Source organism: Oceanobacillus polygoni, from assembly GCF_008304605.1.
Lineage (GTDB): Bacteria > Bacillota > Bacilli > Bacillales > Amphibacillaceae > Oceanobacillus > Oceanobacillus polygoni.
The window spans coordinates 1-16,719 of sequence record NZ_PIJY01000045.1 but is presented as its reverse complement, the minus strand read 5'-3'; the positions used below and the strand labels follow the sequence as shown (position 1 = coordinate 16,719).

15 protein-coding genes are annotated in these 16,719 nt (G+C 37.9%); 3 read left to right on the top strand and 12 right to left on the bottom strand.

The genetic code is table 11. The features are described 5' to 3' along the window. Nucleotide 1 precedes the first annotated feature (1 nt). The 8 genes from F1560_RS18990 to F1560_RS18955 all read right to left on the bottom strand — a co-directional run bounded on the left by F1560_RS18990 (nt 2) and on the right by F1560_RS18955 (nt 10,071). Nucleotides 2-1,474, bottom strand: coding sequence for a UDP-N-acetylmuramoyl-L-alanyl-D-glutamate--2,6-diaminopimelate ligase (locus tag F1560_RS18990; protein ID WP_149476206.1), 1,473 nt, complete (start codon nt 1,472-1,474; stop codon nt 2-4). A 153-nt stretch (nt 1,475-1,627) separates the two neighbouring features. Then, complete coding sequence (locus tag F1560_RS18985; protein WP_149476205.1) at nt 1,628-3,562, bottom strand: stage V sporulation protein D; 1,935 nt, start codon at nt 3,560-3,562, stop codon at nt 1,628-1,630. Between the two features lie 101 nt (nt 3,563-3,663). Further along, a complete protein-coding gene (locus F1560_RS18980) occupies nt 3,664-5,904 on the bottom strand; it encodes a penicillin-binding protein (protein ID WP_149476204.1) in 2,241 nt (746 codons plus the stop codon). Nucleotides 5,905-5,920: 16 nt separating this feature from the next. Beyond that, the gene (ftsL, locus tag F1560_RS18975) at nt 5,921-6,295 is read right to left on the bottom strand and encodes a cell division protein FtsL (protein ID WP_149476203.1); all 375 of its coding nucleotides are present in this window, start codon (nt 6,293-6,295) and stop codon (nt 5,921-5,923) included. Further along, the gene (rsmH, locus tag F1560_RS18970) at nt 6,295-7,272 is read right to left on the bottom strand and encodes a 16S rRNA (cytosine(1402)-N(4))-methyltransferase RsmH (protein WP_187773779.1); all 978 of its coding nucleotides are present in this window, start codon (nt 7,270-7,272) and stop codon (nt 6,295-6,297) included. The genes ftsL and rsmH overlap by 1 nt, the downstream gene beginning before the upstream one ends. A gap of 63 nt (nt 7,273-7,335) precedes the next feature. Next, a complete protein-coding gene (gene mraZ, locus F1560_RS18965; RefSeq protein ID WP_149476201.1) occupies nt 7,336-7,767 on the bottom strand; it encodes a division/cell wall cluster transcriptional repressor MraZ in 432 nt (143 codons plus the stop codon). Between the two features lie 210 nt (nt 7,768-7,977). After that, nucleotides 7,978-9,597 carry a bacillithiol biosynthesis cysteine-adding enzyme BshC gene (gene bshC, locus F1560_RS18960; RefSeq protein WP_149476200.1) on the bottom strand — a complete coding sequence of 540 codons (1,620 nt, stop codon included), beginning with the start codon at nt 9,595-9,597 and terminating at the stop codon, nt 7,978-7,980. A gap of 93 nt (nt 9,598-9,690) precedes the next feature. After that, complete coding sequence (locus F1560_RS18955) at nt 9,691-10,071, bottom strand: DUF3397 domain-containing protein (protein ID WP_149476199.1); 381 nt, start codon at nt 10,069-10,071, stop codon at nt 9,691-9,693. Nucleotides 10,072-10,356: 285 nt separating this feature from the next. Between F1560_RS18955 and F1560_RS18950 the strand changes: the two genes are divergently transcribed. Beyond that, nucleotides 10,357-10,842: an N-acetyltransferase gene (locus tag F1560_RS18950; protein ID WP_149476198.1), complete on the top strand. Its 486-nt coding sequence runs from the start codon at nt 10,357-10,359 to the stop codon at nt 10,840-10,842. 125 nt (nt 10,843-10,967) lie between these two features. On the opposite strand, the gene F1560_RS18945 is transcribed toward F1560_RS18950, so the two are convergent. The 3 genes from F1560_RS18945 to F1560_RS18935 form a co-directional block, all read right to left on the bottom strand. Continuing rightward, nucleotides 10,968-11,453: an RsfA family transcriptional regulator gene (locus F1560_RS18945; RefSeq protein WP_149476197.1), complete on the bottom strand. Its 486-nt coding sequence runs from the start codon at nt 11,451-11,453 to the stop codon at nt 10,968-10,970. Nucleotides 11,454-11,755: 302 nt separating this feature from the next. Then, nucleotides 11,756-11,929, bottom strand: coding sequence for a 50S ribosomal protein L32 (gene rpmF, locus F1560_RS18940; protein ID WP_095308485.1), 174 nt, complete (start codon nt 11,927-11,929; stop codon nt 11,756-11,758). A gap of 201 nt (nt 11,930-12,130) precedes the next feature. Further along, a complete protein-coding gene (locus F1560_RS18935) occupies nt 12,131-12,661 on the bottom strand; it encodes a YceD family protein (RefSeq protein WP_149476196.1) in 531 nt (176 codons plus the stop codon). Between the two features lie 184 nt (nt 12,662-12,845). Between F1560_RS18935 and F1560_RS18930 the strand changes: the two genes are divergently transcribed. Next, entirely contained in the window at nt 12,846-14,057 is a 1,212-nt protein-coding gene (locus F1560_RS18930; RefSeq protein WP_149476195.1) for a nucleotidyltransferase, read from the top strand. A gap of 124 nt (nt 14,058-14,181) precedes the next feature. Here F1560_RS18930 and F1560_RS18925 read toward each other — a convergent pair whose 3' ends face one another. Next, entirely contained in the window at nt 14,182-15,201 is a 1,020-nt protein-coding gene (locus F1560_RS18925) for a SepM family pheromone-processing serine protease (RefSeq protein ID WP_149476194.1), read from the bottom strand. A 188-nt stretch (nt 15,202-15,389) separates the two neighbouring features. On the opposite strand from F1560_RS18925, the gene ylbJ reads away from it, so the two are divergent. Next, nucleotides 15,390-16,604, top strand: a complete 1,215-nt coding sequence (ylbJ, locus tag F1560_RS18920; RefSeq protein ID WP_149476193.1) for a sporulation integral membrane protein YlbJ — start codon at nt 15,390-15,392, stop codon at nt 16,602-16,604. The last annotated feature ends 115 nt before the right edge of the window (nt 16,605-16,719 follow it).

The following is a 16,719-nucleotide window of genomic DNA, read 5'->3' as shown; positions in this document are numbered from 1 at the left end:
ATTATTTCTCCTTACTGCGGATCGCTTTTCTCGCTACTTCTCGATCATCAAAATCATATTTTGTATGTCCTATGATTTGATATGTTTCATGCCCTTTTCCTGCAATAAGAATAATATCATCTGAAGTAGCATGCCCGATAGCTTGAGAAATCGCAGTTTTCCGATCAATGATCACGTCATAACTACTACTTTCACCTAACCCAGCTGTCATATCGTCTAAAATCAACTGTGGATCCTCTGTTCTAGGATTGTCAGATGTAAAAATCGCGTGGTCTGCATATTTTACGGCAATCGATGCCATAAGTGGACGTTTCGTACGATCTCGATCCCCACCACATCCAACGACAACATATACATTATTTTTTGCAAACTCTCTTGCAGTTTGCAGCACATTTTCTAACGAGTCTGGTGTATGTGCGTAATCAACAATGACAGCATAATTTTGTCCTTCTACAACTGGCTCAAAGCGTCCATTTACGCCTTCAATCTGCTCAAGTGCGGTTTTTATCTCCGTTAATGGTACATTAGCAGCAATTGCCGCTGTACTTGCAGCAAGCATGTTATACACATTAAACATACCAATTAACCGACTTGAGATTTCAATATCTCCAACCGGTGAAGTTAATGTAAATGACGTTCCTGCAGCGCCAAGTTGAATGCCTTTAGCCATAACGGTAGCTTGATTATGACAACCATAGGTCATAACATGTTGTGCAGTACTCCGTTTTAACAAGTCACTCGCCTCGTCATCTGCGTTCAAAACTGCAAATTTCCGCCCTTGTTCATCATAGCTGTTTCCAAGCTGTGCAAACAATAGGCTCTTAGCCCGAAGATAATCTTGTAGATTGGAATGATAATCCAGGTGATCCTGGGATAAATTCGTGAAAATGGCAATATCATAGTCACAGCCGTACACTCTCCCCATATCCAATGCATGCGAAGAAACTTCCATGATAGCCTGATCTACATCTTCGTCAAGCATCTTATGGAATGTCCGTTGTAGGCTAAGTGCATCTGGAGTTGTATTCGAAATCGGATACGTATCCTCTCCGATTTTTAGCTGAATTGTTCCAATAACACCCGTTTTTTTCGTCTGTTGTTTGAAAATCTCATCCAATAAGTACGTAACCGTAGTTTTCCCATTCGTACCAGTTACACCAATTAATGGTAGTTTTGATGTTGGGTAATTAAAAAACTTACTTGCAAGGACAGATAGTGCTCGATTTGTATCATCTACCGTAATAACTGGAACAGAAGCTTCAACTTGCTTTTCAACAATGACCGCAACCGCTCCCTGTTTTACTGCGTCGTCAATATAATCATGACCATCAACCGTAAATCCAGAAATACAAACAAAAACACATCCTGGTTTTACTTCCCGTGAGTCCATTTCAATAGCATTAATTTCTACTCCATCAATCGTCGTTGATGTTTTATAAAAAGGTAATACGTGTAATAATTCATTTAAATTCATCGCAAACATCCTATCTATTTTATATCCAACATATGTATTCTACACAATTGCATTTTTTAAGAGGGTGCATTACCACCCTCTTTTATTCAGTTGTTACGTTTTAGAAGTATTCTCTGATATTAACTTCCCTTATTATAGCAAATTTCCATCGAATTAACGATTATTTTCATCAGATAAATAAATTCTCACTGTAGACCCTGGTTCCAGCTTTGTTCCTGGTTTTGGAGCCTGATCGGTAATATAATCACCGTCTCCGTTTGTTTCAATAGATAATTCAAGTAAATATTCGGCTAGCTCCTGTTTCGTTTGACCAATCATATCTGGAACCTCCACTTTTGGTTGCTCTGGCCATAAATAGTCTTTTTCTAAACCGTCTTCACTTGGCTTCACGTCCATTGCTCTTAAACTATCCCCGATAATCGTTCCTACTATTGGCGCAGCAACGACACCACCAAACTGAATGGTGTTTTTCGGATTATCTACTGCTAAATAGACAACAATCTCCGGATCATCTGCTGGTGCAAATCCAATAAACGATACAATATAGTTATTTTCTAGATAGCCACCATTTGGACCTACCTTCTGTGCAGTACCCGTTTTTCCACCAACTCGATATCCATCCACATATGCAGGTCGTCCAGTCCCTTGGGCAACCACACTCTCTAGCGCATGGCGAACCTCATCAGAGGTACTACTTGATATGACACGTTGCTTCATATTCGGCTCTACTTTTTCAACGGTTTCTCCTGTAATCGGATCTATCCATTCTTCTGCAATATATGGTTCATATAAATAGCCACCATTAATCGCCGCAGCAACTGCCATCACCTGTTGTATAGGTGTTACAGAAACCCCTTGTCCGAATGAAGTGGTGGCTAATTCAACCGGACCAACATTTTCAGGATTAAAGAGAATTCCATTGCCTTCTCCTTGTAAGTCAATTCCCGTTTTCTTGCCAAATCCAAACGCATCAATATACGAAAACAACTTTTCTGTTCCAAGAAGTTGACCGAGATTAACGAATCCCGGGTTACACGAATTTTGGACAACTTCCAGATAGCTTTGATGTCCATGACCTCCACTTTTCCAGCAACGGATTTTTGCTCCACCTACCGTTATATGTCCAGTATCATGATAGGTGTCTTTTTCAAGGTCGACCACTTTCTCCTCTAATGCTGCAGCAAGTGTAATTATTTTAAATGTTGACCCAGGTTCATAGGTACTCCAAATTGGCAAATTCCTGCCAAATATCGACGCATCTACATCCTGATAATTTTCCGGTTGAAAATTTGGCCGTGTTGTCATACCGAGAACACCACCTGTTTTCGGATTAACAGCAATTGCCAACGCTCCATCTGGATTATATTTTAATACAGCTGCATCTAGTTCTCGTTCCATGATTGCTTGTACTTTGGAATTAATCGTTGTTTTTAAATTTAAACCATCCGTTGGAGGTGTATAAACATCTGCCAAATTATCTAGCCTTCGTCCCTTCGCATCCGAATAGAAAGAAAGGCTTCCGGGGTCCCCGGCAAGCTTATCCTCATACGAAAGCTCCAGTCCCATCAGCCCTTGATTATCAATCCCAGTAAAACCGAGCACATGAGATAAATCATCGCCATATGGGTAATGACGTTTTGAATCCTTCGCCAAATAGATACCTTTCAAATTCAATTCACGTATTGCTATTTCCTGCTCTCCAGAAATTTTAATTCCCTCTGGCCGAAAACTAACACTTGATTCATTTTTTGTTAATCGTTCTAAAATCCTTTCCTTTGACACATCCAAGATTGTTGCTAATTTCCCTGCAGCATCTTCTGGATCCTCTATTTGTCTTGGAATCGCAATTACGGAAGGCGCAGTAACATTCTCAGCTAAAATGTCTCCTTCCGCATCCAATATATGGCCACGTTCCGCTTGAAAACTAATATCTCGTGTCCAAAGATCATGGGCTTGTCCTGTTAGCCGCTCCCCCATTACAAATTGAACATACCCTAATCGAACAATAATAATCGCTAATAAAAGGAGTCCCAAAAGAAAAACAGTGACGATTCGCTTTTTTACTGTAATAGTGGATACACGTTTCATTCTCCATCCCCTTTTCCCAGGCTGGTTTGTAATCACTATATGAGTAAAAAAAACTGAATAGAACACTGTTTATCTTCATAACGGTTATTCGAAGACTGAATTTACCCCTCTTCAGACGAGGAATCGTCCGTTGTTTCCTCATCGTTATCATTTGTTTCTTCATCGGCCTCTTCGTTCGGAGGTAATAATTCAATTCCTAAATAGTCATTCTCTTTAAGGGGGGTTCCCTCAGGTATGTTCTGTGTCACTACATAACCACTGCCGAATGTCTCTGTTTTTAATTGCATTAATTCTGCTAATTTCATTACATCTCTCAGAGACCAACCGATAATATCTGGCATTACAGGCTCGTTTGTAACTAGAATAACTCGCTCACTTGGAAAGACTGTCTCACCCTCATCAACACTTGCGGAAACAATTGTTTCTCCATCCCCTATCAAGGAAACCTCTAGACCATTATCCTGCAATTCCGCAACTATTTCTGATGGATTCTCCCCAACTACTTTAGGAACGGTTAGTTGTTGAACGACATCTTTTTCCTCATTACTTGGATCGATATTTAAGTAGTGCAGACTATTTTCCATTACATTCTTAAATATAAACGAAACTGGAGCAGACCTAGCTTCCGTTGGTTCTAACTCAGGCTGCTGTACAGAAACATACATCATTAATTGTGGATCTTCAATTGGCGCCATACCAAGGAATGAAAAGACATAATTTTCTCTTCCCGTTAAATAACCAGGACCATCAGGGTTTGGTATTTCAGCTGTACCACTTTTTCCGCCAACTGTATAATCTTCTAGTTGGTATGGTTTTCCGGTTCCATTCTCCCCATTAACGACAGATTCTAGTAATTCTAGCACTTGCTGTGATGTTTCTTCTGATATTGGCTCACCGACCACTGTTGGCTCCTTCTGTTCTATCGTTTCTCCGGTAGATGAGTCAACAATTTTATCGATAACATAAGGCTGTAGCATTTTTCCACCATTTGCAATCGCTGTTGCTGCTTTCATCTGTTGAATTGGTGTTGTTGTACTACCTTGACCAAAAGCAGTTGTAATCTTTTCCAATGGCCAATTATACAAAATATGTCCACTTACTTCTCCAGGCAAATCAATACCTGTTTCTTCGCCAAAACCGAACGCGTGTAAGTACTCTAAAAATGTATCTGCACCTAGCTTTTCCCATGCAAGCTTTGCTGCTGCAACATTGGAAGACCGTTGAAAACCTTCGTCATAAGAAATTGATCCCCAGCCTTTCCCACCATTGTGGTCATTAATCTTACTAATCTTTTCATTTGGCTGATAGTTTCCTGATTTAAATTCTTCTGAACCATTATAAACCCCTTCTTCAATCGCAGCGGCCCACGTAAACATTTTAACTGTAGACCCAGGTTCAAATGGTGTTGAAATAACATCGTTATACCAGTTCTCAACATTTGATGGATTGTTAGGATCATAGCTTGGACGACTGCTCATCGCCAACACTTTTCCTGTTTTAGGATCCATAACAATTGCAGTCATTTTCTTAGGGTTGTATTGTTCCTCTACCTGAGACAATGCATCCTCCATTAACGTTTGGATTTTTTGGTCAATTGTTAAATACACATCGTCTCCATCCTCAGGAAGGTGAATAATCTCCTTGGGGTCCAATAACTTTTTATTGTATCTATCCCGCTGATAAGAAATGTAACCTTGTTTTCCACTTAAGAGGTCGTTCATTTCGTTTTCCATACCGGCAATCCCAACTATTTCATCCCTTATGCCCTCATCCGTTTCTACTTCGGTTTCTCTAGCAAAGCCAATGATATGGGATGCAAACATTCCATTCGGATAATACCTTAAGGCTTCTTCTTCAAATTGAATACCAGGAATATTTAATTCTTCAATCTCATCTTTTTTCTTTTGTGGAATTTCTTTGCCAATTTTCCCGAATTCTACTTGGAACCTATTATTCTCAATCCCTCTTACTAATGGATCCAATATATCGCTAGCTTCAACGTCTAAAAGAGGCGCCAATACTTCTGCAGTTTTTTGTGGATCTTCTACATGCAGCGGCCCCTCTGATTTCTCAGAATACGTTTCATCAATAATTGCATACATTCGATAAGTCGGTCTATCATATGCAAGTATCATTCCATTGTTATCAAAAATTTTTCCTCTTTCAGCACTTAGCGTAAATGATGAGGTCCGCTTCTGCTCGGCCCATTCATCCAATGAGACACCATTTATTTCGCCTGTAGCCTGGATATACATAAACCTTCCAGTTAAAACCAAGAAAACAGCGACAAAGATAATGATGAATACTCCTGCCATCAAATGCGTTGTCTTGTTTTTATTCATATGTCGAGCCCCTTGCTTAGTTGTTAAACGTCTGCGCTTGTTTTACTTCCGCATTTTGGATTTTCAATCCATTTTTGTCAGCAATCTCGATAATTCGTTCCGGTCTTGACAATTCCTTCATTTCAAACGTGAGACCTTCATTCGTTACCTGTTGCGTATTCACGGTTTGTTCAAGCTGCTGAAGTTCCCTATTTATTGTATCAGTTGTCGAGGAATATGACACCATATAAATACCGGAAATAACGAGGCAGGTACCAATAAATGAGTAAATAACCTTTTCACCTTTGGTTATCCATCCATTATTTTTTACTTTAACGGAAACTTTTTTTTCTGTATTCGGAGTATGTTGTGGATTGATTTGTTGCCAATTGCGAGCTTGATTAGCACTCATTATTTTTTCCACCCTTCTTCATAAGTAAATTCATTTCTCCATGCATTTGTTTTCTCAACAACACGTAACTTTGCGGAACGCGATCTGCGATTTTCATCCAATTCCATGTCTTTTGGAATGACCGGTTTTCTTGTAATTAATTTAAATGGCGCTTGATGTTCTATTGGAATAACTGGTAAATTTCTTGGTGTATCCTTTTCCGTACTCCATTTTTTAAATGCTTGTTTACAAAGTCTATCTTCAAGCGAATGGAATGTAATAACGGCAATTCTCCCTCCAACATCGACCATTCTCGCCGCTTGATGAAGTGCATCGTTAAATGCTGCTAGTTCATCATTCACAGCAATACGCAATGCTTGGAAAATTCGCTTTGCTGGATGTCCCCCTTTACGTCTTGCAGGTGCGGGGATACCTTCTTTAATAATTTCTACCAATTGGTGCGTTGTTTTTATTTCCTCTTTCTCTCGATGTGCTTCAATTTTCCTTGCGATTTGCTTGGAAAATTTCTCTTCACCATAATTAAAAAAGATTGAAACCAATTGGTTGTAAGGCCATGTGTTGACTATCTCATAAGCAGTTAGCTCTTCTGTCTGATTCATGCGCATATCCAGCTCGGCATCGTGTTGATAGCTGAATCCTCTTTCTCCTCTATCTAGCTGCGGCGAGGAAACACCAAGATCAAATAAAATTCCATCCACATGCGTTATTTGTCGTGTTGTCAATTCTCTTTCCAATCCTCGGAAATTGGAGTGAATAAATAAAATTTTATCCTCATATGCTTTTAACCTTGACTTTGCAGCTTCTAACGCATCGATGTCCTGGTCAAAAGCGATAAGCAACCCATTCTCACTCAGTCTCTGAGCGATTTCTAACGAGTGGCCACCACCGCCTACCGTACAATCTACATATGTACCGTTCGGATTAATCGCCAACCCTTTTATCGTTTCATTTTTTAATACACTATAATGTTCAAACATACTTACACCCACTTTATTGATTTACGACTAAGGTCGTTCTGTGAAAAAGCTTTTCCAAGAAGATTAAAGATCAAAATCCATTAGATTTTCAGCAATCTCTCCAAAGGATTCCTCAGATTCTGTAACATATTCTTCCCAGCTGTCACTTGCCCAGAACTCTACTCGGTTTGATACACCGATAACGTTACAATCCTTTTCTAGGTTTGCATACTTGCGAAGAGTTTGAGGAATATTTATTCTTCCCTGCTTGTCGACTTCACATTCAACAGCACCGGAAAAGAAAAAACGTGTAAACGCTCTGGCATCCTTTTTAGTAAGTGGGAGTTTCTTTAATTTTTCTTCTAAAATTTTCCATTCTTCCATAGGGTATGCGAATAGACACTTATCCAGTCCGCGTGTTACCACGAAGCTAGCTCCGAGGTCTTCACGAAACTTGGAAGGGACAATAATTCTACCTTTTGTATCAATGCTATGTAGGTATTCGCCCATGAACATCTAGTCCGCCCCACTTTCATATTTTTTATATTACCACATCCCTCCACTATCCTCCACTTTATTTATTAAAAAATATTCTCCCAAGGCTAAAATAGGTCTTTTTTACCATAATAAAACAATGAGAAAAAGCTGCCATATCAACGATTGACAGCTTTTTCTCATTGTTTTATAAAATGGTGGGGGATAGTGGTGATGCTTTCCCAAAACCAATTAAATATAGATAATATAATGACCCTTTTCAAAAGCGTAAGGTCGACTTGTTAGCTCTGAAATGATCTCCACTCCATAAGTATTGATCCATGGCAAGGGATTCCAAACCCGCTCCTGTAATCCACCATGTGGATGGAGCGCTATTTGTATTTCATCAAAAGCCTTTAATTCCTTTTCATATTTTTCTTCTAAGACTTTCTTGATTCGTTCCGTTAGAAAATCAATATCACGATTTAAATACGCTAGATTCTTTTCACTTAAATCACCGAGGTCAGCTCGAATGCTCTTTGCTAATTTCCTTAATGGCTGATGTGCGGTTTCAATTACTTCCTTCATTTGAACAGACAATTCTTCAACTGGAGGATTACTTTTTGATTGTAACCATGTCTCTTTAAAGGTACCGACACCTTTATTGAGTGCATCAGCAATATCGATTTCAAATCGTTCTAATGCTTTCTTCACTTTGTCTTCAACGACTGTGAATGATAAGCGTGGTACCACTGGTGGCATCTTGATTTCCAATGCGTGAAATGCAGGTTGTAATGCAGCCCAATACCCTATTTCACCTGGGCCACCAACAAATGCTAACGTCGGAAATAGCAGTTCCTGCATCAATGGACGAGTTACCACATTATTGCTTAATAGCTCTGGGTGATTTTCAGCAATTGAGATTAATTCATTTGTCTGAAAGCACACTTCATTCTGTTTCCCTATCCATTCTTCCTCATCGTTTCTAAAAAGGAGAATTCGTTCATGTTCTTGATGATAAAACAGATGCCCATCTGTTTTACTGACCTCTAAGGAAATAGTATATCCATCTTTTGCAAGTCGTTCAGAAGCTTCATGTACACCTTCACTGATTTCCTTATGATGGGTTATCATTTTTTTGAAATGCTCTGTTTCTAGCTGCCTAACCTTTTCACTACCGGAATCTAGGAGAACAAGTCCCTCTCCCTTAAATAGATGAAAGATTATCCGAGCAAAAAAATCAGCATATGTGTCCGATAACTCGATAGTGTCATGAATTGAGTCATAAATACGTTTCGTAAACTGGGTTTCTTGCAACTGTTCAAACAATTCATCCACCCATTCAACAGCAGCTTGCCGATTGATGGATATATCTGATACAGAACGTTTCTCCATTAAACGGTGACGGATTTTATATTTTTTCATTTGGGAAGCATCCGGTAAATAAACATGGTTAATTTCGTCAAAGTCATGATCTTCACCAGCAATCCAGAAAACAGGAATTACCGGAACCCCTAACTTCTCTTCCTGTTGCCGGGCAAGTTGAATAATGGAGATAATTTTATTTATTGTGTACACGGGTCCTGTTAAGAGACCTGCTTGTTGTCCTCCAATAACTACAACACTATCCGTTTCTTTTAACCTTTCAATATTATTCAAAGTTGACGCTGGTGCGTCCCATTCCTTATTTATTGTGTATAATGCATCTGTTAACTGTTTACGATCAAACGTACGTTCATGTAGATCGTCGACTCGCTGACTGTAATTATCGTATGGTAGATAATCAAAGAAATCCATAATAGTACCTGTATTATTACGGTAATCCGTTATCAGCTGACTTTGAGTCTTCAGTTGTATAGGGTTGATTCGCATGGATTCCGTTCTCCTTCTATATATCATTATGTACAAATTGTATTGTACATAAAAACTACTTCTATTTCATCTAATCTGTTTATACTTATTAATTTATCCTACTAATCGTTGAATGACACCTATGAGCGCAAGCAATATGTACAAAGTGAAATACAACAAAAAAGCGAATCGCCAAATGATTTTTATCGCCTTTCGAAAAACGACCTCCGTATGGTTTTTCCACTGGAATATAATCACACTGGCTAGGGCGATGAGAAATAAAACAATCATCCACCCCGAAAAGCTGCTTCCCACAATTAGATTAAGCATGATAGAAACTGCGACAATATATAAAATCGTTGTCCAATTCACGGCTTGATGCAGCGCTCGTAATTTGTTTCGATGTTTTTTTATCGAGATTACATAAATGAGTGTCGTCGCAATCAATGGAAGTGTAATAAAAAACGCAACACTATAAATAAAAAAATCAAGCATATGCTATCTGTTTTCCCCTTTTCTAGTATCCTTAATTATTTCTGCCTTTCCTCACGATAAACTTATTTTTTTATTGTACCAGATAAGCGCATGAGATGGCTTAAAATTTTCTAGTTATTTTACGATTATCCCTACATGGATTTACAACTTATTTAAAAATTATCACTTTTGTATTATACTGTATTTATAAACATACTTTACTTACACGAAGTAAACGCTTCATTAGGGGTTCAGGTAACAGTGTGAAGTATATAGGTGCTAACTTTAGATAGGGGGAGTAAGTTAATGGAACAAGTAAAGGTTGAAAATCTTTTAGTCAATTATAAGACACTTGAGAAATTCAAACGTTTTAAAGAATATGGGAATCAAGAATTAACGATGATGGAAGATTTACAAAATAACATCATTGAAAATGATAGTAAGTCTCCCTTTTACGGGATTTACTATGGTAATAATCTAATTGCAAGAATGAGCCTATATGAGGTTAATAAAAAATACGATTATTACTTCTCGCCACAACAGGACTATTTAACACTATGGAAGCTTGAGGTTCTACCAGATTACCAAGGTAGAGGATATGGCAAGTTAATGGTTGATTTCGCAAAAGACTTTAACCTACCGATTAAAACAAGCCCACGGATTAATTCTCATGGATTCTGGGAAAAAATGGGATTTGTAAAAGCACATTATGAAATGGAAAGAGACTTAGGAGAAAATCCACTTATCTGGCTTCCTGAAGGTGTACATGAAAAAGAAGTTATTAATAACTAATGAAAAGAAAGACATGAATGGGATATCTCAATTCATGTCTTTTTCACTACCTAAGAACAAGCACGTGGACAATTTTATAAATGTACTATTATGCCGTGGATTTACATATTCCTTTTTACCTTGAATTAACTATGCTTACTTTCTCTAACCCAAGTCCATAGCTTATTCATTTCCTGCCACGCGTTATCATAACGTGATAATTGATTTTTTAGCCTTTCGTTTTCTTGCTCTACATCTTGGAGTTTCTGTTGATATTCTTTGTCTAACTCCATTTTTCCAGCTTCTTCAAAATTAGTTTTCATTTTTTCGAGTAAAAGTATAGCAGATTCTATCGTATACCGTTCTTCGGATTCATTATTATTAGAACTAGGCGTCGCTTTCCTTAACCCGCTTTTTCGTTCTTCTTTAGCCAACTGAATGGCATTTTGATATTGTTTCCGAATAGTAGCATTCCAGCGAAATCCACACGCTGCTGATGTCCGAGAAAGCTGCGATGCAACTTCCTTAAATGCTTCCAGTTGAGTCCTACCTTCCCGAATAAAACGCAATACCGTTTCAGCAAGGATAATATCCTCATCCTTCGTCCATGCATCCTGCCTTGTATCGTTCATAACACCCCTCCTAACACGTTTGCTATCAATGTATGCAAAAAATAGGGGTACTAGAATAGGATTCTTACTTCCTCACGAAAATTTTTCAGGAATGCACATTGTTTCACCAAAATCCACTAGACCAACTCCGGCCAAAAAAATTGTAGTCTTTTATACAAAGAAATAAAATGTGAACACACTTCAAGGCTTTTTTTCAAATATGTACAATAATCGTTGTTTAGAACGGCTTCTACATCGCATTTCTTTCAAAAATAAAAAACAGACCACTTTAAATTGTGATCTGTTTCTTGTACATCCTGATATTAGTTGCTCACTACTTCTTTTCCATCATAGTGTCCGCAAGATTTACAAACATGGTGCGGCTTTGTTAATTCACCACAATTAGAACATTCTACCATGCCAGGTACGTGTAATTTTTTATGAGTACGACGTTGATTTTTAACTTTTTTAGACGTTCTTTGTTTAGGTACTGCCATGACTTACACCTCCTTCAAATGAAAGTAAAACTTGAATGTTAGAGGATGTTCAAAAAGTCCGGTAAAATGGCACTTCGAGAGCAGTAGACCTTCGACTAAGTACCGACACGTTCTGTGTCGAACGTCGAAGTCACCACTACACACGAGAAGCTCGTTGGCTCTCGGTCCTTTTTATCCACCTTGAGAACACGCATTGAATTCTTATTTTTCTTTCTTATTATTTTTAAGCAAAGACTCCAATTTCTTCAAACGGGGATCTATTGTCTTTTCTGTTTTCACTTCTGAAATAAATTCCCAACCATTCCCTTTAGAAGGAGCTCCTTCTTCCGGATTTGTCTCTTTGGAAAATACACGAAATGGGACTTCCAATAAAATATTTTCCTTGATAATCGGAGTTACGTCAAGCACTTCGCCATCTATTAGATGGATTTCATGTTCTTCTTCATCATATTCATCATAAGAAGAAGTTGAAAACACTTCATTTGCTTTAACTGTAAATGGATATGGAACATCAACCAATGTTCTAGCACATGGTAATACCATTTCCCCTTCAATCAGAAAAGAGAAAAAGAATTGATTTCCATGAATGTCAGCTTTCCCATGAACACGAACGGGCTTAATTTTACGTATATCATTGTTCATTGTTTCAAGTTCGGAAACATCCACAATCTCATCAAATTCAAATGGCTTATTGACAGCAATTTTTCTTATCTGACTTAATGTAAATTTCAATATTATCACCTCTAGGCAACAAGAGTTATTTTAAAAGAAAATCTAGCTTTTGTCAACATTTTTTCTTTACACGTATTATGTATTCTTCCCGTTAACAATTTTACTAACCATTATAGCATGGAAGATGCGGTAATGACCATATTTTGTTACAATATAAACCATTAACCCTATGGGAGTTGAGGAAATGAATGTATGTGGTCTAATTGTCGAATACAATCCATTCCATAATGGGCATGTCTATCATTTGGAGGAAGCTAAAAAAACAGCTGCTGCCGACTGTGTAGTTGCTGTCATGAGTGGCTCATTTTTGCAGCGTGGCGAACCTGCTATCATCGATAAATTTCATCGCGCAAGAGCTGCACTTCACACAGGCATCGATGTTGTACTTGAACTCCCTTACGTATATGCAGTGCAGCATAGTGATATTTTTGCTACTGGAGCTGTTAAAACACTTTCTGCATTCGGTGTGAATAGCATCTGCTTCGGGAGTGAATCAGGATCAATAAATAGCTTTATATCAAGCTATCATACGTTTAAAGAGAATTCATCAACCTATGATCATATACTTAAACATTATTTAGATGCTGGAAGTTCCTTTCCGGAAGCTAGTACATTTGCTTATAAAGAAATAGGGCTTACAGATACAAGTATGGATTTATCAAAGCCAAATAATATTCTTGGGTACAGCTATGTGAAAGCAATTATGGAAAACAACCTACCAATTACACCATTAACGATAAAACGGAAAGCGAATGCCTTTCATGATGAAACAATAACTGGAACGATCGCTAGTGCAACTAGTATTCGTAAAGAACTAATGAAACAACATGCATTGGTACCTAACATTACCGATAGTCTTCCAACAGAAACTGTCCACCAATTACAACAATATAAGCGTACAGCTACTTATTGGCATGATTGGGAAAAATACTTCCCGCTTTTACACTACCGAGTGATGACTATGTCAAAAGATGAGCTTGCAAATATACATGGTGTTGATGAAGGGATTGAATACAGAATTAAAACTGCAGCTAGAACGGCTAATTCCTTCCAATCCTGGGTTGAAGCTATTAAAACCAAACGTTACACATGGACAAGAATCCAGCGAATATTTGTCCATATATTAACGAATACAAAAAAAGCTGATGTAGAGAGGATTTTTGAAGCTTCGTCCGTACCATACGTTCGTGTACTCGGTCTAACCAACAACGGAAGAAACTATTTAAATCAACAAAAGAAACAAATAAATGTTCCAATCCTATCAAGCTTAGGCAGGAATCAACACGATATATTATCTATCGAGGAAAAAGCAACAAATGCCTATTATAGCATTCTGCCACCACGAAGCAGACAAATGCTGTTTAAACAGGAATTACAAGCACCGATCATACTATAACAAAGCATCTTCACTTACGATGATTGTCCAGTATTAGGTTGCTAGCTGTAAAAAAATAGATCTTTTCCAAGATCTATTTTTTACAGCTATTTTTATTATCTACAGAACTCATTTCATACTCAACTTATTCTTTTAGTTCCTCTAAAAAACGTAATGCATCGTCAAATGTATCTACAGGGATAACCTGCATATCGGTGCCGATTTCTTCCGCTGTTTTCTTCGCAAGTTCATAATTAGAATCTGCTGCTCCTTTTTCATTTGGTGCAAAGAAAATATCGATTCCTTCTTTATCTGCAGCGACTATTTTCTTATCAATTCCACCGATTCGAAGTACATTTCCATCATAATCGATTTCTCCAGTACCAGCAATCTCATAACCTTTTGTAATATCTTCTTCTGTTAATTGATCGTAAATTTCCAAAGTGAACATTAATCCCGCACTTGGGCCACCTATGTTTCCACTAGAAAACTGAATTTCTCGGTCAACTGTTACATTACGATCTGTAACAAGACTAATTCCGATGCCCACTCGATTGTCTAAGCTACTAAATTCCTCAAGCGTAATCTCTGCTTCCTTCGTCTCATCCTCACGAACAAATTCGATTAGAACAGTATCTCCAGCTTCTTTATTATCCACATACTGAATTAAATCCGCTGATTCTCGAATTTCATGACCATCAATTCCAATAATCCGGTCCCCTGTTTCAAGCTTTCCTTCTGCCGGCATACCATCAACAACAGAAACAACATAGACACCTCGATATTCAATGGTTATATCTTCACCTGCAGCTTCATAGGCTACTACTGTCGCAGCTTCCTGTGAGCTCTCCATCACTTGCAGCTGAGCATGCATATAATCATCTTGTGAAATCCCTTCTGGGAACACTTGATCCAATGGCAAGATATCATGATAGGCGAATAGTTTAGCCAACACATACTGAATTGGCGTTGCTTGAAGGCCACTTACTGTTACAAGGTGCATGTCTCCTTCACTTTCAAAACTATCTGCAACCTCCACAATAGGGTTTAGGGCATTCGCTCCACCGGGTTTTTGAATATAATATGGTAATTGATATGTACCAAGAAAGTAAACGAGAGCAATTATGATAATAAAAAATAGTACATTTCTTTTTGTCATTCTCATCGCAACTTATGGCCCCTTTCTTCCTTCCAAACATTTCTTTAACATGTCTATGGAATATTTATCTGTTGTATGAGCGTATATTGTACAGATCGTACTTTTTCGAATCACGTTTAGTACAAGCTAGAATAATTCTACTACTAACGAAATAAGTTGTACAGAGCTAGGTTCATTTCGTAGGAGGCTTTCGATTGGGACAATTACTTAAAACCTTCATTTATTCAAGTCTTTCCATTTTTTTAACGATTTCTTTAATCCGCTTTCCTGATCAGGCATTAGAAGCCGGCATTCGCGGATTAAATATGTGGTGGGAAGTAGTATTTCCTTCCCTGCTCCCATTTTTTATTACGGCTGAATTATTGCTTGCATTTGGGGTTGTAAACTTTTTTGGAATATTGTTTGAACCAATCATGCGACCATTATTCAACGTTCCAGGCTCTGGAAGTTTCGGGTGGATGATGGGAATGGCCAGCGGCTATCCTACAGGGGCAAAGATAACAGCGCGTTTACGGGAAGAGAAGCAGCTGTCGAAAATTGAAGCGGAACGACTCGTTTCATTTACCAATAATTCCAGTCCATTATTTATTTTCGGAGCAATCTCTGCTGGATTTTTCCATGATTTAAAGCTGGGAGCACTTTTAGCAGTCTGTCATTATACAAGTAATGCAATGGTTGGTTTTTGCATGCGGTTCTATGGAAGAAAGGAAGAAGCAACAAAGCGTAGGAAAAAAACAAGCATGCAGAAAGTTTCACTAATAAAAGCTTTTCGAGAAATGCACGAATCACGTGTAAAAGCGAATAAACCACTAGGGGAAATTCTTGGGGATGCTGTGTTAAATTCCATTAAAACTTTAGTCATGGTTGGTGGATTCATCATTCTTTTTTCAGTTCTAATAAAACTGTTATTTTTAGTTGGTATTTCATCTGCTATCGCTACAATTTGGGAACAGCTTTTAATTCTTATCGATTTCCCTACGGATTTGGCGCTTCCAATTTTTTCAGGTTTATTTGAAATTACAATTGGGGCAAGTATGATCTCTCAGACGATGACAGATACCTTACTACAGCAAGCAATTATTATCAGCTTTATTCTCGGTTTTAATGGTCTTTCGATTCACGCACAAGTAGCTAGTATTCTTTCAAAAACAGATATTCGTTATTTCCCATATTTTTTTGCTAGGATTTTACATGGTTGTTTTGCTGTTATATTAACCATTATTCTATACAAACCGCTATATTTGGACAGGCAGACAATTGATATGAATGAAATACCTGTTTCCCATTTCGATTTAACAGGGAATTTGTGGGGAATGATTCTTTATTATTTAAAAGATGTTGGACCGATTGTTACGATTGCTTGTTTAGCACTCTCTGCGCTTATTCTTTATAGGAGAAGTTTTAAATAAACTCAAAAGGATAAAAAACCAGCTCCCGTAGACTGAACTGGCCCAGTAAAACGGGATAAGAAAAAACACCTACGCTGCCATAGTCCTAAATTCAACAGGACTGTGGCAGTTTAAT